Consider the following 18545-nt stretch of genomic DNA (forward strand, 5'->3'; position numbering starts at 1 on the left):
TCAGGGCTCGCAGCTGTTTGAGCGAAGCGAGTTCTGCGAGACCCCGCGAAACGCGAGCACCGCAGGCTGCCCCGTAGCGCAGCGAAGGGTTCGCAGACAGTGGGGTCGCCTTTTCTTTGCTTACTTTCTTTTGGCGAAGCAAAAGAAAGTGAGTCGCCCGCCGGGGCGAGTCCCGGCCCCGGAAAGCAAAACAATCACAAGCCCTCAAAGCGTATGACTGCGATCCCCCTCAACAAACCCCATCGCCTCCCAAGCCTCCCCCACGGCAAACCCGACAACCTTGAACAACTCCCCCATCTCATGCTCATGGATCAGCCGCGCGGCCATCGCCCGTTCAGCAGTCGTGCCTTGCTCCATCTTCGCCAACAGCCCGCAGTTCAGCAGAAACCGCGCCTGGCTCGTATAGCCCAGCACCTCAAGCCCCGCATCCTGACCAGCAAGCGCAATCCCGGTGAAGTCCACATGCGCAGTGATGTCCTTGTAGCCCACGTCGGACAGCGGATCGCCATCGGCCTGGTGCGCGCGGTGGCACATCACCGTGCCCATGTGACGTTGCGGGTGGTAGTACTCGGCCTCGGGGAAGCCGTAGTCGATCAGGAAGGCCGCGCCTTTCTTCAGACGGTCCGCCAGCGTCGCGATGAAGGCCTTGGCCTGCGGATGGATCTCGGTGAGGTAGTCGTGCTCGCCGGGCACGTCGACCGGCGGCCGCAGCTCGGTGGGCCGGTCCGCCCAGGCCCAGCCGTCGTCCTGCGCGTTGCGCACCACGCCGCGCTCGAACCACTGGCTGCCCACGCGCGCCAGCAACTGCACCGGCATCGCGTCGAGCACCTCGTTGCCGACGACCACGCCTTCCATGGCTTCGGGCAACTCGTTGAGCCACTCGACCCGGTCCGCATAGCGCACCAGCGCCTGCTGCTGCCGCTCGCGCAGGGTGCCGGACAGGTCGACGATGCGGTAGCGCACGTCGGTACGCCCCATTTCGTCGAGCGCATGCAGCAGTTGCACGGCCAGCGCGCCGGAGCCCGCGCCGAATTCCCACACCGTGGAGGTGCCGGTCTTCTCCAGCGCCTCGGCAACCTGCGCGGCCAGCGTCTGGCCGAACATCGGCGTGAGTTCGGGCGCGGTCACGAAGTCGCTGCCAGAAGACGGCATGTGGCCGAACTTGGCGGAGCTGTTGGCGTAGTAGCCGAGGCCGGGCGCATACAGGGCCAGCGCCATGAAGCGGTCGAACCCGATCCAGCCGCCCGCGCGCTCGACGGAACGCGCGATGAGGTGATCGAGGGCGGTGGGTAAACTGCTGGAGGTTGTCTTTGTCGTCACGGCGCCATTGTCTCTCTCCTCTCATTTCTCCTCCGCATGAGCACCGCATCCTCCTCCCCCGCCCGCCGAACCGTTCTCGTCACGGGTGCCGGCCGCAGGCTGGGCCGCGACATCGCACTGGCGCTCGCCGCCGGCGGCTGGCAGGTGGCGGTGCACTACCGCAACTCGCGCGCCGAGGCAGAGCAGACGGTGGCCGACTGCGCCGCGCTCTCGGGCGACTCGGCTCTCTTCGCCGCCGACCTCGAGGACGAGGCCGCCACGCGCGCCCTGCTGCCCCGCGTGGTCGCGCGCTTTCGCAGTGTCGACGCCGTGGTGCACAGCGCCGCGCTGTTCGAGCACGACGAGGCCGCCACATTCAGCTACGCGCTCATGGAGCGCCATGCGCGCAGCAACACCGGGGCGGCCATCCTGCTGGCGCAGGCACTGAACGAGCACGTGAGCGCGCGCGATGCGCAAGGCGCCGTCGTCCACCTGCTCGACCAGAAACTCTGGAACCCGAACCCCGACTTCCTGAGCTACACGCTCTCGAAGGCCGCGCTCGAAGCCGCCACGCCGATGCTGGCGCTTGCACTGGCGCCGCGCGTGCGCGTGGTGGGCGTGGCGCCCGGCCTCACGCTGGCGAGCCACATGCTCGACGACGACAAGTTCGCGCAGCTGCACAAGCTGTCGCCGCTGGGCCGCTCTTCCACCCCGGCCGACGTGTGCGCCACGGTGAAGTTCGCGCTGGAAAACAGCTCGATCACCGGCACCACGCTGCTGGTGGACGGCGGCCAGCACCTGATGAAATTCGAGCGCGATTTCTCGCTCATGTGAGCACCACCACCATGTCCACCCCTTCTTCCCAGCCCGCGGCCACGCCCACGCAGGGCCGCCAGACACTCACCCTCCAGGGCCTGCGTTTCGACGCCAACCTGGGCATCCTCGACCACGAGAAGACGGCACCGCAACCGATCCTGGTCGACGCCGAACTCAGCCTGGGCCCGCAGCCGCTGCTGCCGCAGGACGACGACATCTTCCACGTGCTCGACTACCGCAAAGTGCGCCGCATCATCATCGACGAGTGCACCGCCGAGCACGTCAACCTGCTCGAAAGCCTGATCGGCAAGCTGGTGCAGCGGCTGCTGCAGTTGCCCGGCGTGGTGGGCGTGCGCGTGAAGATCGCCAAGCTCGAAATCTTCGACGATTGCGAGGTGGCGATCCGCATGGAAGCCGGCCAGTGGTAGCAGTAAGAAGCAGCCTCAGGCAGCCGGGCACGCCACCGCTGGCTTGACCGGGGCCGAGGGCCACATGCGCACGGCCAGCGCGCCGAGCGCCGACAGCGCAGCCATCAGCACAACACCCGGCCAGCCCCACTGCGCCAGCACCAGGGCGCCGAGCGCGGAACCCGCCGCCATGCCGATGAATACGCCGGTGAAGAACACCGCATTGAGCCGGCTGCGCGCACCGGGGTCGATGCCGTAGACGATGGTCTGGTGCGCGATCAGCGCAGCCTGCAGGCCGAAGTCGAACCCGATGGCGCTGGCCACGATGAGCCACAGCCGCGCGGCGGGCGCCATCAGCGGCGCGAACAGCATCGCCGCGAAAGAGACCACCACCAGCGCCGCGCCCATGCGAATCACCAGCTCGGGCCCGCGACGATCGGCAAGGCGTCCGGCGATGGGCGCGGCCAGCGCACCCGCCGCACCGGCCAGGCCGAAGGCGCCGGCCGCCGCGCTGCCCAGGTGGAAAGGCGCGCCGTGCAGCATGACCGCCAGGGTCGACCAGAAGGCGCTGAACCCGATCGACAGCAGGGCCTGCGCGAAGGTGGCGCGGCGCAGCGCGCCGTGGCGCTTCCAGAGCTTTGCCAGCGAACCCAGCAGCGCGCCGTAGCCCAGTTGCGTGGTGGGGCGCAGGTGCGGCAGGCCGCGCGCGGCGGCCACGCCGATGAGTGCGATGCTGGCCGCCGCCACGAAGAACATCGCGCGCCAGCCGAAGTGCTCGGCCACGAAGCCGCTGAGCACCCGCGACAGCAGGATACCGAGCAGCAGCCCGGTCATCACCGTGCCGACGACCCTGCCGCGATGCGCCTCGGGCGCCAAGGTGGCGGCGGCGGGCACCACGTCCTGCGCCAGCGTGGCCGACAGGCCGATGGCCAGGCTCGCCGCCAGCAGCGGCCCGACCGAAGGCGAAAGCGCCGCGCCGAGCAGGGCCAGCACCAGCACCGTGGCCTTGGCCAGGATGATGCGGCGCCGGTCGAAGCGGTCGCCCAGCGGGGCCAGCAGCAGGATGCCCAGCGCATAGCCCAGTTGCGTGAGCGTGGGCACGAAGCCCACCGAGCGCGTCGAAGCGCCGATGTCGGGCCCGAGCACGCCCAGCATGGGCTGGCTGTAGTAAAGCGCCGCCACCGCCAGGCCCGCGCTGGCAGCAAGCAGCAGGATCATCGCGTTGGACGGTCCCTCATGCGTTCTTTGAATGGAAGACATGGTGTTAACCCTTGGATTTGAAAAGCAAGGTTGGAGTGTGCGCGGCGACGCCCCCTGAAGGTAGTACCTTGCCTCGAACAATTGATATACGCTTGGCGCATGACAAAGCCGCCTCCCAGCGCCGCATCGGCCGACCGCATCGAGCTGATGCAGACCTTCGTGCGCATCGTCGAGGCCGGTTCGCTGTCCGCCGCGGCCGCGCAGCTGGGCACCACCCAGCCCACGGTGAGCCGCCGCCTGCAGGCGCTCGAGCGCTCGCTGGGCGTGAGGCTGCTGCAGCGCTCCACCCACGCCATGAAGCTGACCGAAGACGGCGAGCGCTGCTTCGACCGCGCCCGGGAGCTCATCGTGAGCTGGAACGCCTTCGAGGCCGAGGTGCGCGGTGCCGGCGACCAGCCCGAGGGACGGCTGCGCGTGGTGGCGCCGCATGTGTTCGGGCAGCAGTTGCTGGTCGGGCCGCTGGCCGCCTACCTGCACCGCTATCCGCAGACGACCGTCGAATGGCTGCTGCACGACGGCCCGCAGGACCGCACGCCCGACTTCATCGCCGAGGGCGTGGACTGCGCCATCCGGGTCGGCGAGGTGACGGACCCGTCGGTTGTGGCGATCCGGCTGTCCGAAGTGCCGCGCATCGCGATCGGCGCGCCCGCTCTCCTGGGCAACGGCCCGCCGCCGGTGCACGCCCGCGACCTGGAGGCCCTGCCCTGGCTGGCCGCGCTCAATTTCTACCGCACCGAGGTCGTGCTGACCCACGAGACCACCGGCGAGGTGTACCGGGTGCAGATCCGCCCGCGCATGATCACCGACAGCCTCAACGCCCTGCGCAGCGCGGCCGTGCTGGGCGTGGGTGTGGGCGTGCTGTCGACCTGGATGCTGGCCGAGGAGCTTGCGGCCGGCCGGCTGGTGCACCTGGCGCCGCAATGGCAGGCCGCGCATGCGCCGGTGTACATGGTGTACCCGTACGCGCGCTTCTACCCGGCGAAGCTGAGGCTCTTCGTGGAGGCGATGCGCACCGCCTTTCCCGCCGCGTAGCGTGTGGAATGGGGATCGGGGACAATCACCCCCTCCCCCGACTCCCCGAAGTAGCCTGCCCATGAACGCCGTCTGGATCGACGAGGCGCCCGCCGCCGCCGACGCCACTGCCAATTCCCTCAAGATCGAACGCGAGACGCACAAGCTCGAGAAGCGCCTGTGCCGCCAGGTCGGGCAGGCCATCGTCGACTACAACATGATCGAGGAGGGCGACAAGGTCATGGTGTGCGTCTCGGGCGGAAAAGACAGCTACGCGCTGCTCGACATCCTGCTCAAGCTGAAGGCGCGCGCGCCCATTCACTTCGACATCGTGGCGGTCAACCTCGACCAGAAGCAGCCCGGCTTTCCCGAAGAGGTGCTGCCCAAGTACCTGAGCGAGCTGGGCGTGGACTTCCACATCGAGAACCAGGACACCTACAGCATCGTCAAGCGCGTCATTCCGGAGGGCAAGACCACCTGCGGCCTGTGCAGCCGGCTGCGCCGCGGCATCCTGTACCGCGTGGCCGACGAGCTGGGCGCCACCAAGGTCGCGCTGGGCCATCACCGCGACGACATGCTGCAGACCTTCTTCCTCAACATGTTCTTCGCCGGCAAGCTCAAGAGCATGCCGCCCAAGCTGGTGAGCGACGACGGCAAGCACATCGTGATCCGCCCGCTGGCCTACGTGGCCGAAAAAGACACCGTGCGCTGGGCCCAGCACCGCGAGTTCCCGATCATTCCGTGCACCCTGTGCGGCAGCCAGGAAAACCTGCAGCGCAAGCAGGTCGGCGAAATGCTGCGCGAGTGGGACAAGAAGTACCCCGGCCGCGTCGAGAACATGTTCACCGCGCTGCAGAACGTGGTGCCTTCGCACCTGCTCGACGGAACACGGCACGATTTCAAGGGTCTCAAGGCGACTGGCGTGGCGGATGACGACGGCGACAAGGCCTTCGACACGCCGTCCTTCGACTTGCTCTCCCAGGCACCCTCAGCACTGCGCATCGTCCAGGGCTGACCGGGCAACCCAGGGGAATTTTGGGCAGCCTTGCCCGGAGACCCTCATGAAACGCGCGCTCTCTGCTCTTCTTCTCATAGCAAGCCTGACCGGCTGCGCCACCTCCTGGGTGGTCGACAGCAACGTGAAGAGCTTCTCTTCCCTCGGCACGGTGCCGCCCGGTGCCACTTACCGCTTCGACCGCCTGCCCTCGCAGCAGGCCGACGGCGCCCGGCAGGATTCGCTCGAAGCCATGGCAGGCGCCGCGCTCGACAAGGTCGGCCTGCGCCGCGACGACGCCCATCCCCAGTACAACGCGCAGATCGGCGCCCGCGTGACGGCCGGCCTCTCGCCCTGGGCCGACCCTTGGCTCTACGACGGCCCCTGGGGCTACGGCTGGGGCGGTGGCTACGGCTACTACGGGCGCCGCTGGTACGGCGGCGGCTGGTATGGCGGGCCGGCGTTCGCACCGCCGGCCAACCCCTGGTATGAACGCGAGGTGAGCATCGTGCTGCGCGAGGCGGGCTCCAACCGCGTGGTCTACGAGACCCGCGCGCGCAACGACGGCCCCTACACCTCGAGCGCGGCCATCCTGCCTGTGATGTTCCAGGCCGCGCTGCAGGGCTTTCCGAACCCGCCGCAGGGCGAGCGCCGGGTGAACATCGAGCTGTCGACGGCCCGGAAGTAGCGCCTTCTAGAATCCCGCGGATGGAAGAAGCCACCCGTCTGATCGCCGTTCGCCACGGCGAAACCGCCTGGAATGTCGACACCCGCATCCAGGGCCACATCGACATCGGGCTCAACGCCACGGGGCTCTGGCAGGCGCAGCGTGCAGGCGCGGCGCTGGCCGACGAGCCCATCGGCGTCGTCTACGCCAGCGACCTGTCCCGCGCCTGGCAGACCGCCCAGGCCATCGCCGAGCCCCACGGCCTGGCCGTGCGACCCGAGCCGCGCCTGCGAGAACGGGCCTTCGGGAACATGGAAGGCCTGAGCTTTGCCGAGATCGAGGCCACGTTGCCCGCACAGGCCAAGCGCTGGCGCGAGCGCGACCCCGAGTTCGAGCCCGAAGGCGGAGAAAGCCTGCTGACTTTCCGCGACCGCGTGACCGGCGTGGCCGCCGAGCTGGCGGCGCGCCATCCGGGCGAACTGGTCGTGCTGGTGGCGCACGGCGGCGTGATGGACGTGCTCTACCGCGCCGCCACCCGCCAGGAACTGCAGGCGCCACGCACCTGGCAGCTGGGCAACGCGGCCATCAACCGCATGCTATGGACGCCCGAGGGCTTCAGCCTCGTGGGCTGGAGCGACACCGCCCACCTGGCGGCTGACACGCCGCTCGACGAGTCCACGACCTAGCACGACGGCACGATGGGCCGCTTGCCTTTCTCCGACCCGGGCAAGACGCTCCCGTGAAAAGAACAAATTCGCCCCCCTCGGCGTACGCCAGTTGGGATGCATCCCAGACGCTGTCCGCGCCGTGGACCGACGCCACGGATCTGGGAAGCTTCGTCACCCTGGAGGCCGGCGACACCATTGCACGCGAAGGCGAACGGCACGACTACTTCTATCTTTTGCGATCGGGGTTCGTTCACTCCACGATCCAGCGAAGCAACGGCTCGGAATTCCTGCTCGAGATCTTCGGACCGGGTGCGATTTTTGGCGAAGGCCCGGCGTTTGCCGACAGTCCTCGGCCCACGACGACCCGGGCGGTCGCGCCCGCCATTCTCAGCCGCTATCGCCCGGCGGATGTGGCGCGGCAATTTTCGGAGCTTCCCGAGCTCGCAACCTCGTTGATCCAGCTGCTCGGCTTCAAGAACCACATGATCGTCGCCAAGCTTGCCGGGGTGGCCTCGGCGGCGCCCAAGGAGCGGATCATCGATTTGCTGCTGCGTGTGGCACGCCTGCCATCGGCGCAGGCATCGAAACAACTCACCGTCGATCTGACGCATGAGCAGATTGGCGCCATGACGGCATTGAGCCGCGTCACCGTCACCCGCACGTTGAATGCGCTGGCGGGACACGGGCTCATCGAAACGCGGGCCCGGCAGGTCAGCATCCCGAATGCGCCGGCCTTGCGGCGTTTCCGCGATGCGTCACCGTAAGAAAAAAGCCAGCTTCCTGTATCGCTGGATACCGTCGAGACCTTCACCCATCGCCATCATCCATCCCGTCACACACATGGATGGGAAGAACTGAGGAGGGAGCAGGAGGAGCCGTTGAAGAAGGGGCCCGCCTTCAATTGGCGATGGCCCGGGTGTGACGTTTCGCAGGACTGCCAAAGTCCTTTCTGGCCGGGTGGCTCGCGCTCATGGCCATCCGGCATCTTTTGGATCGCCGTCAGGCGTGCGAGGCGGCGTGACCGCCCGCTGCAGCTTCGGCCTTGGCCTCTCCCGGCAGATCGACCATCGGCCCCGTGCCGCTGTAGCGGTCCAGCGCCAGGTAGATGGCCGGCGTGATGTACAGCGTGATCACCTGCGAGAAGATCAGCCCGCCCACCACCGCCACGCCCAGCGGCTGGCGCAGCTCGGCGCCGGCGCCCAGGCCCAGCGCGAGCGGCAGCGCGCCCATCAGCGCGGCCAGCGTGGTCATCAGGATCGGACGGAAGCGCAGCCGGCAGGCTTCGCGGATCGCATCCACCGGGCTCAGGCCTTCGGCGCGCTGCGCGTCGAGCGCGAAGTCGATCAGCATGATCGCGTTCTTCTTCACGATGCCGATCAGCAGCAGGATGCCGATGGTGGCGATCAGCGTCAGGTCGAAGCCGAAGATCTTCAGCGAAATGAGCGCGCCCACCGCCGCCGAGGGCAGCCCCGCCAGGATGGTGATCGGGTGGATGTAGCTCTCGTACAGCACGCCCAGCAGCACGTAGATGACCAGCACCGCCAGCACCAGCAGCACCGCCTGGCTCGACTGCGAGCTCTGGAACACCGCCGCGTCGCCGCCGTAGGTGGTGATGATCGACTGCGGCATCTTCAGCTCGTCCTTGAACTGGTCGATCTTCGCGGTCGCGTTGCCCAGCGGCACGTCGGGGCCGAGGTTGAACGACACCGTCACCGCCTGCAGCTGCCCCTGGTGGTTGACCGAAGTCGGCCCCACGGTGCGCTTCACGGTCGAGAAGGCCGACAGCGGCACCAGCTTGCCGGTGGTGCTGCGTACCGACAGCCGGGAGACGTCTTCCTCGAACTGTCGGTCGTTGTCGGCAGCCGAAAGAATCACCTGGTAGGTGTTGCTGGCGCCGTAGATGCTGCCGATCTGGCGGTCGCCGTAGGCGTTGTAGAGCGCGGTGCGCAGGTCGCCCACCGCCACGCCCAGCACGCCGGCCTTGTCGCGGTCGATGTCGAGCGTGGCCTGCAGGCCGCGGTTCTGCGAGTCGCTGGTGACGTCGCGGAACGCCGGGTCGGCCCGCATGCGCTCCATGAGTTTCGTCGACCAGGGCACCATCTCGCCCGCGTTCACGCTCTGCAGCGTGTACTGGAAGCGCGCCTTGCTCTGGCGCCCGCCCAGGCGCAGGTTCTGCACCGGCTGCATGTAGACGGCAATGCCCGGAATCTCGCGGAAGCGCTGGCGCAGCGACTCGAGCACCTTGCCCATGGCCGGACGCTCGCCGCGCGCCTTGAGCACCGCGAACAGGCGGCCCGAATTCTGCGTGGCCGTGGGACCGCCCACGCCGACGAAGGAGCTGACGTAGTCGACGCTCGGGTCGGCCTGCAGCGCCTCGGCCACGCGGTCTTGCAGCGCCTTCATGGCGGTGAACGAAATGTCCTCGGCCGCCTCGGTCGTGATCTGGATCTGGCCGATGTCTTCTTCCGGGAAGAAGCCCTTCGGAATGGTCGCGAACAGCCAGCCGGTGACGACGAAGGTCAGCCCCGCCATCAGCAGCATCAGCTTGCGGTGGCCCAGCGTCCAGTCGAGCGAGCGCATGTAGCTGCCGTGCACCGAGCGGTAGCCGCGCTCGAAGGCACGGCCGATGGCGGTGCCGGGCTCGGGGTGCTCTTCTTCGTGGTCGATCGCGCCTTCCTTGCGCGGCACCTGCTTGAGCAGCCGGCTCGCGAGCATAGGAACCAGCGTGAGCGACACCACGGCAGACACCAGCACCGCCAGCGCCACCACGACCGCGAACTCGTGGAACAGCAGGCCGATCACGCCCGGCATGAAGAAGATCGGGATGAACACGGCCACCAGCGAGATGGAAATCGACACGATGGTGAAGCCCACCTCGCGCGCGCCGCGCAGCGCCGCCGCGAACGGGTCCATGCCCTTTTCGACGTAGCGCATGATGTTCTCGAGCACCACGATGGCGTCGTCCACCACCAGGCCCACGGCCAGCGTGATGCCCAGCAGCGAGATGTTGTCCAGGCTGTAGCCGAAGGCGTAGAGCAGCGCCACCGCGCCGATCAGCGAGATGGGAATGGTCGCGGCCGGAATGAGCGTGGCCACCAGCCGGTGCAGGAACAGGAAGATCACCAGCACCACCAGCGCGATGGTGCCCAGCAGCGTGAGCTGCACGTCGTGCACGGCTTCGCGGATCGACAGCGAGCGGTCGTTCACCATCTGGATCTCGACCGACTGCGGCAGCTCGGCCTTGAAGCGCGGAATGAGCGCGCGCACCGCGTCCACCACCTGCACGGTGTTGGCATTGGGCTGGCGCTGCACGGCCAGCGAGATGGAGTCTTGCCCGTTGAAGCTGCTGGCGGTCTTGACCGACTCGAAGCTGTCTTCGATGGTCGCCACTTCGTCGAGCCGCACCGGCGAGCCGTTGCGCTGGCCGACGATCAGCTTGGCGAAGTCGGCCGCCTTCATGAGCTGGCGGTTGGCCTGGATGGTGAGCGTCTGGCGCGGGCCGTCGAGCACGCCCACCGGCGTGTTGGCGTTGGCCGAGTTCACCGCCTTGGCGAGTTCGTCGAGCGTGATGTTGCGCGCGTTGAGCAGATCGGCGTTGGCCTTGATGCGCACCGCAAAAGCCTTGCGGCCGTACACGCCCACCTGCGCCACGCCGTCGATGGTCGAGAGCGTGGGCGAGATCAGGTTCTCGGCATAGTCGTTGAGCTCCGAAGGGTTCATCGACGGCGAGATCAGCGCGATGAACAGCACCGGCGCATCGGCCGGGTTGACCTTGCGGTACGAGGGCAGCTGCGTCAGCTCCTGGGGCAACTGGCGCTGGGCGCGCAGCAGGGCCGCCTGCACGTCGACGGCGGCGGCATCGATGTCGCGGCTGCTGACGAACTCGAGCGTGAGCGAGGTCACGCCCTGCGTGTTCACCGAGCTGATGGTCTGCAGGCCCGGAATGGTCGAGAACTGCTTTTCGAGCGGCAGCGCCACCGACGACGCCATGGTGTCCGGACTCGCGCCCGGCAGCTGCGCATTGACGTTGATGACCGGCGTGTTGTAGCTGGGCAGCGCGGCAACGGGAATGCTGAAGTAGGCAAAGATGCCGATGACCACCACGGCGGCGGACAGCAGCACCGTCATCGCAGGACGACGGATGCAGAGCTCCGAAATGTTCATGCTCGTTCCTGCTTCGGCGGCTTGATGTCGGTGCCATCCGAAGACGCGGCGCTGCCGGGCGTGACGCCCGTGGTGCCCTTGGCCGGGGACTCGGGAGCCCCGGGCGCCGCGGCCGGCGGCTTCGCATCGACGCGGACCTTGCCACCCGGGCGCACGTTCTGGCTGCCCTCGATCACCACCTGCTCGCCGGGCTCCACGCCGCTGACGGCCACCTTCGTGCCGAAGGTGTGCAGCGCCTTCACCTTGCGGCGCGTGGCGGTCCTGGCTTCATCGACCACATATAACGACGTGCCGTCGGCCAGCATCATCAGCGCCGCAGCGGGCACCACCGTGGCGCCGTTCAGCGTACGCACCGTGATGCGCGTGCCGACGAACTGCCCGGGCCACAGGCCTTGGTCGGCGTTGGCGAACACTGCCTTGGCGCGCACCGTGCCGATCAGCGGATCGACCGTGTTGTCGACGAAATCGAGCGTGCCGGCCAGCGGCTCCTTGCGGCCGGTGACGACCGCCTCGACCTTAGAGCGCGAACGCGCGGCCTCCAGCAGGTCCTGCAGATTGCCTTCGGGCACCGGGAAGCTCACCGCGATCGGGTCGAGCTGCGTCACCGTTACCAGCGACAGCGTCGGCTGCACCAGCGTGCCCGGATAGATGTTGACGGCGCCGATGCGCCCGGCAATGGGCGCGCGCAGGGTGGCGTAACCCAGCGCCACCTGGGCCGACTGCACGGCGGCGCGGTCGGCGGCCACGGCGGCGCGCTGCGCTTCGAGTTGCGACAGCGTGGCGTCGGCGGCGCTCTTGGCGATGAAGTTCTGCGCCACCAGGTCCTGGCTGCGCTTGTACTGGCGCTCAAGGTCGGCCAGCGTGGCCTCGTCCTTCTGCTGCTGGGCCCTGGCGCGCGCCAGGTTGGCCTGGTCGTTGCGGTCGTCGAGCGTGAAGAGCAGTTGCCCCGCCTTGACGAACTGGCCTTCCTTCACGTGCACCGCGCTCACCGTGTTCGTTACCTGCGGGCGCAGGTCGACGCTGTTGAGGGAGACCACGCTGCCGTTGACCTGCACGGTCACCGGCACGTCCTGCTTCTGTGCGGTGGCCAGCGTCACGAGCGCGGGTGCGCCGTTGCTGCCCGGCGCACCGCCGCCGGCGCCAGGGGCCTTGGCAGTCTTTGCGGCCTGCTTGTCTCCAGACATGCTCCACCAGCCGCCTGCGACAGCTACGATCAACACGCCCGCAAGGGCGACAGCGACATTTTTTTTCATGGGGTTCTTGTGCACTTTGGGCTGACAGCGACTATTGGATCAGCGGTCGTGCCACGGTGGTCACGGGCACCGTAAAGAAATGTAAAGCAAGTCAACCCGAAGCCCGAACACCAACCTGCTGCCGACCGGCCCGAGGAACACCCCCTCGTTAAAATCCCCGGTCCACAGCCTCTGGATAAACCCCATGAACCGCTGCAAGAACCCCACGAATGCTCTCACTTTCATAGCGCTCTGCGCACTCGTCGCAGGCGCTGCCGGCGTTTTCCCTCTCGCAGCCAGCGCCCAGGACGAAGTCCCCCGGCCGCAGACGCAAAACGAATCGCTGGTCGGCGGCCGCAACTTCCCCATCGGCACGCTGCGCGGCAAGTTCATGGTCACCAATGCGCCCGACGTCGAACTCGACGGCAGGCCCGACCGGCTGGGCGCCGGCGCGCGCATCCGCAGCGCGCAGAACATGCTGGTCATGCCCGGCGCCATCATCGGCCAGAAGTACCTGGTCAACTACACGCGCGACGCCGCCGGGCTGCTGCGCGAGGTCTGGATCCTCACGCCCGACGAAGCCTCGGCCAGCCGCGAATCGCTGAACAAGCCGTTCCTGAACATCTGGCCGTTCACCTCGAACGACACCGTCAACACGCAATAAGCCCAGGCGGCGCGACGCCTTCTTCGCGCGCCAGCACCGCCCCCGCCCTGCGCAAGAAGCGCGCAGGGCCACGAGAGACTTCCCCATGAAAAAAGTATTCATCAAGACCTTCGGCTGCCAGATGAACGAGTACGACTCGGACAAGATGGCCGACGTGCTCAACGCCGCGCAGGGCTACGAGCCCACGCAGAATGTGGACGAGGCCGACCTCATCCTGTTCAACACCTGCTCGGTGCGCGAGAAAGCCCAGGAGAAGGTGTTCTCCGACCTCGGCCGGGTGAAGCACCTGAAGGCGAAGGGCGTGAAGATCGGCGTGGGCGGCTGCGTGGCCAGCCAGGAGGGCCAGGCCATCATCGCGCGCGCGCCCTACGTCGACATCGTGTTCGGCCCGCAGACGCTGCACCGCCTGCCCGAGATGCTGAACGACCGCGAGCGCCTGGACCGCCCGCAGGTGGACATCAGCTTTCCCGAGATCGAGAAGTTCGACCACCTGCCGCCCGCGCGCGTGGAAGGCGCCACCGCCTTCGTGTCGATCATGGAAGGCTGCTCCAAGTACTGCAGCTACTGCGTGGTGCCCTACACCCGCGGCGAGGAAGTGAACCGCCCGCTCGACGACGTGCTGGTCGAGATCGCCGGCCTGGCCGACCAGGGCGTGCGCGAGATCACGCTGCTGGGCCAGAACGTGAATGCCTACCGCGGCAAGATGGGCGACACCGCCGAGATCGCCGACTTCGCGCTGCTGATCGAATACGTCGCCGAGATCCCCGGCATCGAGCGCATCCGCTACACCACCAGCCACCCCAACGAGTTCACGCCCCGCCTGATCGAGGCCTACGCCAAGGTGCCGCAGCTCGTGAGCCACCTGCACCTGCCGGTGCAGCACGGCAGCGACCGCATCCTTATGGCCATGAAGCGCGGCTACACCGCCATGGAATACAAGAGCACGGTGCGCAAGCTGCGCGCCATCCGGCCTGAACTCGCATTGAGCAGCGACTTCATCGTCGGCTTCCCCGGCGAGACCGACGACGACTTCAACAAGATGATGAAGCTGATCGACGACTGCCAGTTCGACGCCAGCTTCAGCTTCATCTTCAGCCCGCGCCCCGGAACGCCCGCCGCCGCGCTGCACGACGACACGCCGCACGAGGTGAAGCTTGCTCGCCTGCATACGCTGCAGGCCGTCATCGATGCCAACGTCAAGCGCTTCGGCCAGGCGCTGGTCGGCAGCACGCAGCGCGTGCTGGTGGAAGGCGCCTCGCGCAAGGACGCGAACGAACTCATGGGCCGCACCGCCTGCAACCGCGTCGTCAACTTCGAAGGCGATGCACGCCTGGTCGGCCAGATGACCGACCTGCGCATTACCCGCTCGCTGGCCTACACGCTGCGCGGCGAAGTCGTGACGAGCGAGTCGCCCATGTCTCCCGCGACGGCGCTCGCCCACTGATGGCGAAGCGGCCATCCATCCGGGGTTCGTTCCAGCAGCTCCTGCTGTTCGCGTTCCTGCTGATCACCGCGCTGCTGGTCGGCGTGGCGTTGCGCTCGGTGCTGCAGTACGACGTGCTGATGACGCAAAGCCGAGACGCCGCAGCGCGCGCGCTGCGCCTGTCGGGCGCGTCGCAGTCGCTGGCAGAGCGCAGCGCGGCCATGGAGCGTGCCGGGCGCCAATCGCTGGTGCTGAATGACGCGGTGCTGCGCCGCCGCTTCGACGACGCGGCGCGCGAAGCGCACCAGGTGCTCGAGCGGCTCGAGAAGAACGGCCTGCCGCCCGCCGGCATCGAGATGTGGCGCACCCAGCTCGGCGTGATAGAGGGCCTGATGAGCGGCAGCGCCGACAGCGCCCTCGCCCGCGAAAGCACGATGGCGATGCAGTTCCGCGAGCTCGACGCGCTCAACACCAACATCGCCCAGCAGGCGCAGTTCCTGATCGAAACGCAGAACGACGCGCTGGCCAAGCGCATCGAGAACGCGCGGCGCCGGCTGATGCGCGAAGTGGTGGCCGCGAGCGTGCTGGCGGTGTCGCTGGCGCTGGCCTTCGGCATCTGGCTGGCGCGGCCGTTCAAGCGGCTGGAGCACGCCATCGTCGGACTCGGCCAGAACCGGCTCGACGAACCCATCGACATCCGCGGCCCGGCCGACGTGCGGCGGGTGTCGCAGCAGCTCGAATGGCTGCGGCTGCGCCTTACCGAACTGGACGCCGACAAGGCGCGCTTCCTGCGCCATGTGTCGCATGAGCTGAAGACGCCGCTGGCGGCGCTGCGCGAAGGCGTGTCGCTGCTCGAGGACGGCGTGACCGGGCCGCTGAACCCGGCGCAGCTCGAGGTCGCGCAGATCCTGCAGCAGAACACGGTGGCGCTGCAGGGGCAGATCGAGGCGCTGCTGCGCTTCAACGCCGCCGCCTTCGAGGCGCGCGAACTGCGCCGCGAGCGCACCGAGCTGCTGCCGCTGATCGAGGAACAGATCGAAGCGCAGCGGCTGCAGTGGCAGTCGCACGGCCTGCGCGTGCGTGCGGAGGGCGAGCCGATCGCCATCACGGTGGACCGCACCAAGCTCGGCACGGCCATCGCCAACCTGCTGTCCAACGCCATCCGCTTCTCGCTGCCCGGCGGCGTGATCACGCTGGCGGTGTCTGGCACCCCGGAGGCGGTGCACATCGACGTGAACGACGCCGGCCCGGGTATCGCCGAGGGCGACCGCGACCGTATCTTCGAGCCCTTCTTCCGCGGCGAACGCCAGCCGGAGCACACGGTGAAAGGCACCGGCATCGGACTTTCCATCGTGCAGGAGTACATTGCAGCCCACGGGGGCCGCATCACCCTGCAGCCCGGCGGTCCCGGTGCTCGCTTTCGCATCGAACTGCCGCGCACGGCTTGACACCGCGGGCCCCACTCCAACACTGCCTGACCGCCCCGCGTCCTCTTTTTCGACCCATGTCTTTTTCGTTCGTCCGCAGTTCCATCTTCGCCGGGGCCATGGCCGTGCCATTCGCCCTGCTGCTGACCGCCTGCTCCACGCAACCCAAGCCGCCGCCGGAAGCCGATGCGCTGCCGCCGCCAGTCGTCCTGCCGCGCGTGATGCCGGTCGAGGCCGAACCCAAGGCGCCCGCCACGCAGCCGGCCTCGCTCTTCACGCTGATGACGCAGGGGCCGGTGGCCGCCATGCTGTCGTATGCCGACAAGGTGCGCCCGCTGAACGGCGCCGACCTGAGCGCTGAAATCGCGCGCATCGGCGACCCCGGCGATTCGCCCACCACCCAGATGCAGCTGGCGCTGCTGCTTTCGCAGACCCGCACGCCGGCCGACCTGGCGCGTGCCCTGGGCCTGCTGCAGCGCGTGAACGCCAACCCCTCGCCCGAGGCGCAGGCCCTGCAGCCGCTGTCGCGCGCCCTGGCCGCGCGCTACGTGGAGCAGCGCCGCGTCGAGGACGACCGCGACAAGCAGGCTCAGCAGTTGCGCGACAGCCAGCGCCGCATCGACCAGTTGAACGACCGCATCGAGGCGCTGCGCGCCATCGAACGCAGCTTTGCCCGGCCCAACACCCTGCCGGCCACCCCACCTCCCAACGGAAACAGATCCAGCCAATGAGCAATACCGGCGCTCGCCTCCTCGTGGTCGACGACGACCCGGACATGCTGCGGCTGCTCTCGATGCGGCTGAGCTCGGCGGGTTACCAGGTCACGGCAGTGACCTCGGCCGAAACCGCGCTCACCCAGCTCGAGATCGAGCATCCGCAACTGGTGCTGAGCGACGTGCGCCTGCCCGGGCGCGACGGCCTCCAGCTGTTCGACGAGATCCGCAAGCGCCATCCGTCGCTGCCCGTCATCCTGCTGACCGCGCACGGCACCATTCCCGACGCGGTCGAGGCCACGGCACGCGGCGTGTTCACCTACCTGACCAAGCCCTACGACGGCCGCGAGCTGCTCGACAAGATCGCCCAGGCGCTGGCCCTCGGTGCGCCGACCACCACGCCCAGCAAGACCGGCGACGACAGCTGGCGCTCCGAGATCGTGAGCCGCAGCAACCGCATGGCCGAGCTGCTGGCCGAGGCGCGCATGGTGGCCAAGTCGGATGCCTCCGTGCTGCTGCGCGGCGACTCCGGCGCCGGCAAGGAACTGCTGGCGCGCGCCATCCACAAGGCCAGCGCGCGCGCCGACAAGCCTTTCGTGGCGGTCAATTGCGGCGCCATTCCCGAGGCACTGCTCGAGTCGGAGCTGTTCGGCCACATGAAGGGCGCCTTCACCGACGCCCATGCCAACCACAAGGGCCTGTTCCAGCAGGCAGACGGCGGCACGCTGCTGCTCGACGAAATCGGGGACATGCCGCCCGCCCTGCAGGTCAAGCTGCTGCGCGTGCTGCAGGAGCGCGCGGTGCGCCCGCTGGGCGCGAGCCAGTCGATCCAGGTCGACGTGCGCATCGTCTCGGCCACCCATCGCGACCTCGACGCCGCGATGGAAGCCGGGCAATTCCGCGAAGACCTCTACTACCGCCTGAACGTGGTCACGCTCACGCTGCCGCCGCTGTCGGCGCGCCGCGAGGACATCCCGCTGCTGGCCAACCACTTCCTGCAGCGCCTGTCGACCAAGTACGGCAAGCGGCTGTCGGGCTTCGCGCCCGAGGCGCTGAAGGCGCTGACGACGGCCGCATGGCCGGGCAACGTGCGCCAGCTGTTCAACGTAGTGGAGCAGGTGTGCGCGCTGTCGAGCTCGCCGCTGATTCCGCTGGCACTGGTGCAGCGCGCGCTGCGCGTGCCCAGCGTCGAGGTCCAGACCTATGCCGAGGCCAAGCAGCGCTTCGAGCGCGACTACCTCGTCGGCCTGCTCAAGCTGACGGACGGCAACGTGGCCGACGCAGCCCGCCTGGCCGACCGGAATCGCACGGAGTTCTACCGCCTGTTGCAGAAACACGAGCTCACGCCGGGGCACTTCAAGGCCGACGTTGTCGCTGGGGGCAGCGACCCTGTCGCCGAGTAGCGACGCAGCTAAGTCATTGATTTGTATAGCCAAACCCCACGGGCCCTGCAGGCTTGTCGGGATTCGGCGACAAATCCGGGGGTTTTGGGGGCCGCCGGCCGCCCTTCCCCGCCAAAACGACATCCAGATCGGCCCAAGTCGTTGATCTGAAAGCGTTTTTCCAGCCTGGCACAGGGTTTGCCCCTGTACAGGCATGACAGCACTCACCAGCCCATCTTTCGCACTGCGTCAGCAGCGCGACGGCCTGCGTCAAAAGCAGTTTTCCCCCTCGCGGCCCCGCGCCGCGGGTCATTCGCTGGCCGCGCTCGCAAGCGCAGGCGGCGCCGCAACCGATTGCGTCTTCAAGCGGCTTCCGGCCATTGGCGACACCCCCTCCCTCGACAAGCAACGTTGGTAA

General features: G+C 68.1%; 17 protein-coding genes. 13 read left to right on the forward strand and 4 right to left on the reverse strand.

Features of this window, described 5'->3' with window-relative positions; all coding sequences use genetic code 11:
• Positions 1-204: 204 nt before the first annotated feature.
• Entirely contained in the window at positions 205-1320 is a 1116-nt protein-coding gene (locus ACWV14_RS27090) for a class I SAM-dependent methyltransferase (RefSeq protein WP_454904598.1), read from the reverse strand.
• Positions 1321-1356: 36 nt separating this feature from the next.
• Between ACWV14_RS27090 and ACWV14_RS27095 the strand changes: the two genes are divergently transcribed.
• Positions 1357-2133, forward strand: coding sequence for an SDR family oxidoreductase (locus tag ACWV14_RS27095; RefSeq protein WP_422088219.1), 777 nt, complete (start codon positions 1357-1359; stop codon positions 2131-2133).
• Positions 2134-2144: 11 nt separating this feature from the next.
• Positions 2145-2543, forward strand: a complete 399-nt coding sequence (locus ACWV14_RS27100) for a dihydroneopterin aldolase (RefSeq protein ID WP_422088220.1) — start codon at positions 2145-2147, stop codon at positions 2541-2543.
• A 15-nt stretch (positions 2544-2558) separates the two neighbouring features.
• Here the strand turns inward: ACWV14_RS27100 and ACWV14_RS27105 are convergent, their stop codons facing one another.
• Complete coding sequence (locus ACWV14_RS27105; protein ID WP_422088221.1) at positions 2559-3782, reverse strand: MFS transporter; 1224 nt, start codon at positions 3780-3782, stop codon at positions 2559-2561.
• Between the two features lie 99 nt (positions 3783-3881).
• On the opposite strand from ACWV14_RS27105, the gene ACWV14_RS27110 reads away from it, so the two are divergent.
• The 5 genes from ACWV14_RS27110 (at position 3882) to ACWV14_RS27130 (ending at position 7886) form a co-directional block, all read left to right on the forward strand.
• Positions 3882-4814, forward strand: a complete 933-nt coding sequence (locus ACWV14_RS27110) for a LysR family transcriptional regulator (protein ID WP_422088222.1) — start codon at positions 3882-3884, stop codon at positions 4812-4814.
• 61 nt (positions 4815-4875) lie between these two features.
• Positions 4876-5808 carry a tRNA 2-thiocytidine(32) synthetase TtcA gene (gene ttcA / locus ACWV14_RS27115; RefSeq protein WP_422088223.1) on the forward strand — a complete coding sequence of 311 codons (933 nt, stop codon included), beginning with the start codon at positions 4876-4878 and terminating at the stop codon, positions 5806-5808.
• Between the two features lie 46 nt (positions 5809-5854).
• A complete protein-coding gene (locus ACWV14_RS27120) occupies positions 5855-6475 on the forward strand; it encodes a DUF4136 domain-containing protein (RefSeq protein WP_422088224.1) in 621 nt (206 codons plus the stop codon).
• A 20-nt stretch (positions 6476-6495) separates the two neighbouring features.
• The gene (locus tag ACWV14_RS27125; RefSeq protein ID WP_454904599.1) at positions 6496-7140 is read left to right on the forward strand and encodes a histidine phosphatase family protein; all 645 of its coding nucleotides are present in this window, start codon (positions 6496-6498) and stop codon (positions 7138-7140) included.
• A 53-nt stretch (positions 7141-7193) separates the two neighbouring features.
• Complete coding sequence (locus ACWV14_RS27130; RefSeq protein ID WP_454904600.1) at positions 7194-7886, forward strand: Crp/Fnr family transcriptional regulator; 693 nt, start codon at positions 7194-7196, stop codon at positions 7884-7886.
• 235 nt (positions 7887-8121) lie between these two features.
• Here ACWV14_RS27130 and ACWV14_RS27135 read toward each other — a convergent pair whose 3' ends face one another.
• Both ACWV14_RS27135 and ACWV14_RS27140 read right to left on the reverse strand, forming a co-directional pair.
• The gene (locus ACWV14_RS27135) at positions 8122-11286 is read right to left on the reverse strand and encodes an efflux RND transporter permease subunit (protein WP_454904601.1); all 3165 of its coding nucleotides are present in this window, start codon (positions 11284-11286) and stop codon (positions 8122-8124) included.
• Positions 11283-12470, reverse strand: a complete 1188-nt coding sequence (locus ACWV14_RS27140) for an efflux RND transporter periplasmic adaptor subunit (RefSeq protein WP_454906088.1) — start codon at positions 12468-12470, stop codon at positions 11283-11285. The genes ACWV14_RS27135 and ACWV14_RS27140 overlap by 4 nt, the downstream gene beginning before the upstream one ends.
• A 253-nt stretch (positions 12471-12723) precedes the next feature.
• Here ACWV14_RS27140 and ACWV14_RS27145 point away from each other — a divergent pair, with 253 nt between their 5' ends.
• The 6 genes from ACWV14_RS27145 (at position 12724) to ACWV14_RS27170 (ending at position 18545) form a co-directional block, all read left to right on the forward strand.
• Positions 12724-13182: a hypothetical protein gene (locus ACWV14_RS27145; protein ID WP_081271435.1), complete on the forward strand. Its 459-nt coding sequence runs from the start codon at positions 12724-12726 to the stop codon at positions 13180-13182.
• A gap of 85 nt (positions 13183-13267) precedes the next feature.
• Entirely contained in the window at positions 13268-14626 is a 1359-nt protein-coding gene (gene miaB / locus ACWV14_RS27150; RefSeq protein ID WP_454904602.1) for a tRNA (N6-isopentenyl adenosine(37)-C2)-methylthiotransferase MiaB, read from the forward strand.
• Positions 14626-16053, forward strand: a complete 1428-nt coding sequence (locus ACWV14_RS27155) for a sensor histidine kinase (protein WP_454904603.1) — start codon at positions 14626-14628, stop codon at positions 16051-16053. The genes miaB and ACWV14_RS27155 overlap by 1 nt, the downstream gene beginning before the upstream one ends.
• Positions 16054-16109: 56 nt before the next feature.
• Complete coding sequence (locus ACWV14_RS27160) at positions 16110-16763, forward strand: hypothetical protein (protein WP_454904604.1); 654 nt, start codon at positions 16110-16112, stop codon at positions 16761-16763.
• Positions 16760-18148, forward strand: coding sequence for a sigma 54-interacting transcriptional regulator (locus ACWV14_RS27165; protein ID WP_454904605.1), 1389 nt, complete (start codon positions 16760-16762; stop codon positions 18146-18148). The genes ACWV14_RS27160 and ACWV14_RS27165 overlap by 4 nt, the downstream gene beginning before the upstream one ends.
• A 193-nt stretch (positions 18149-18341) precedes the next feature.
• Positions 18342-18545 carry a hypothetical protein gene (locus tag ACWV14_RS27170; protein WP_081271440.1) on the forward strand — a complete coding sequence of 68 codons (204 nt, stop codon included), beginning with the start codon at positions 18342-18344 and terminating at the stop codon, positions 18543-18545.

The sequence above is a fragment of the Variovorax durovernensis genome, assembly GCF_977011995.1.

What these genes read in the sequence shown, in the direction of transcription:
- ACWV14_RS27095 (WP_422088219.1), top strand. Translation starts at nt 1,357, where the DNA reads ATGAGCACCGCATCCTCCTCCCCCGCCCGCCGAACCGTTCTCGTCACG.
- ACWV14_RS27100 (WP_422088220.1), top strand. Translation starts at nt 2,145, where the DNA reads ATGTCCACCCCTTCTTCCCAGCCCGCGGCCACGCCCACGCAGGGCCGC.
- ACWV14_RS27105 (WP_422088221.1), bottom strand. Translation starts at nt 3,782, where the DNA reads ATGTCTTCCATTCAAAGAACGCATGAGGGACCGTCCAACGCGATGATC.
- ACWV14_RS27110 (WP_422088222.1), top strand. Translation starts at nt 3,882, where the DNA reads ATGACAAAGCCGCCTCCCAGCGCCGCATCGGCCGACCGCATCGAGCTG.
- ttcA (WP_422088223.1), top strand. Translation starts at nt 4,876, where the DNA reads ATGAACGCCGTCTGGATCGACGAGGCGCCCGCCGCCGCCGACGCCACT.
- ACWV14_RS27120 (WP_422088224.1), top strand. Translation starts at nt 5,855, where the DNA reads ATGAAACGCGCGCTCTCTGCTCTTCTTCTCATAGCAAGCCTGACCGGC.
- ACWV14_RS27125 (WP_454904599.1), top strand. Translation starts at nt 6,496, where the DNA reads ATGGAAGAAGCCACCCGTCTGATCGCCGTTCGCCACGGCGAAACCGCC.
- ACWV14_RS27135 (WP_454904601.1), bottom strand. Translation starts at nt 11,286, where the DNA reads ATGAACATTTCGGAGCTCTGCATCCGTCGTCCTGCGATGACGGTGCTG.
- ACWV14_RS27140 (WP_454906088.1), bottom strand. Translation starts at nt 12,470, where the DNA reads ATGTCTGGAGACAAGCAGGCCGCAAAGACTGCCAAGGCCCCTGGCGCC.
- ACWV14_RS27145 (WP_081271435.1), top strand. Translation starts at nt 12,724, where the DNA reads ATGAACCGCTGCAAGAACCCCACGAATGCTCTCACTTTCATAGCGCTC.
- miaB (WP_454904602.1), top strand. Translation starts at nt 13,268, where the DNA reads ATGAAAAAAGTATTCATCAAGACCTTCGGCTGCCAGATGAACGAGTAC.
- ACWV14_RS27155 (WP_454904603.1), top strand. Translation starts at nt 14,626, where the DNA reads ATGGCGAAGCGGCCATCCATCCGGGGTTCGTTCCAGCAGCTCCTGCTG.
- ACWV14_RS27160 (WP_454904604.1), top strand. Translation starts at nt 16,110, where the DNA reads ATGTCTTTTTCGTTCGTCCGCAGTTCCATCTTCGCCGGGGCCATGGCC.
- ACWV14_RS27165 (WP_454904605.1), top strand. Translation starts at nt 16,760, where the DNA reads ATGAGCAATACCGGCGCTCGCCTCCTCGTGGTCGACGACGACCCGGAC.
- ACWV14_RS27170 (WP_081271440.1), top strand. Translation starts at nt 18,342, where the DNA reads ATGACAGCACTCACCAGCCCATCTTTCGCACTGCGTCAGCAGCGCGAC.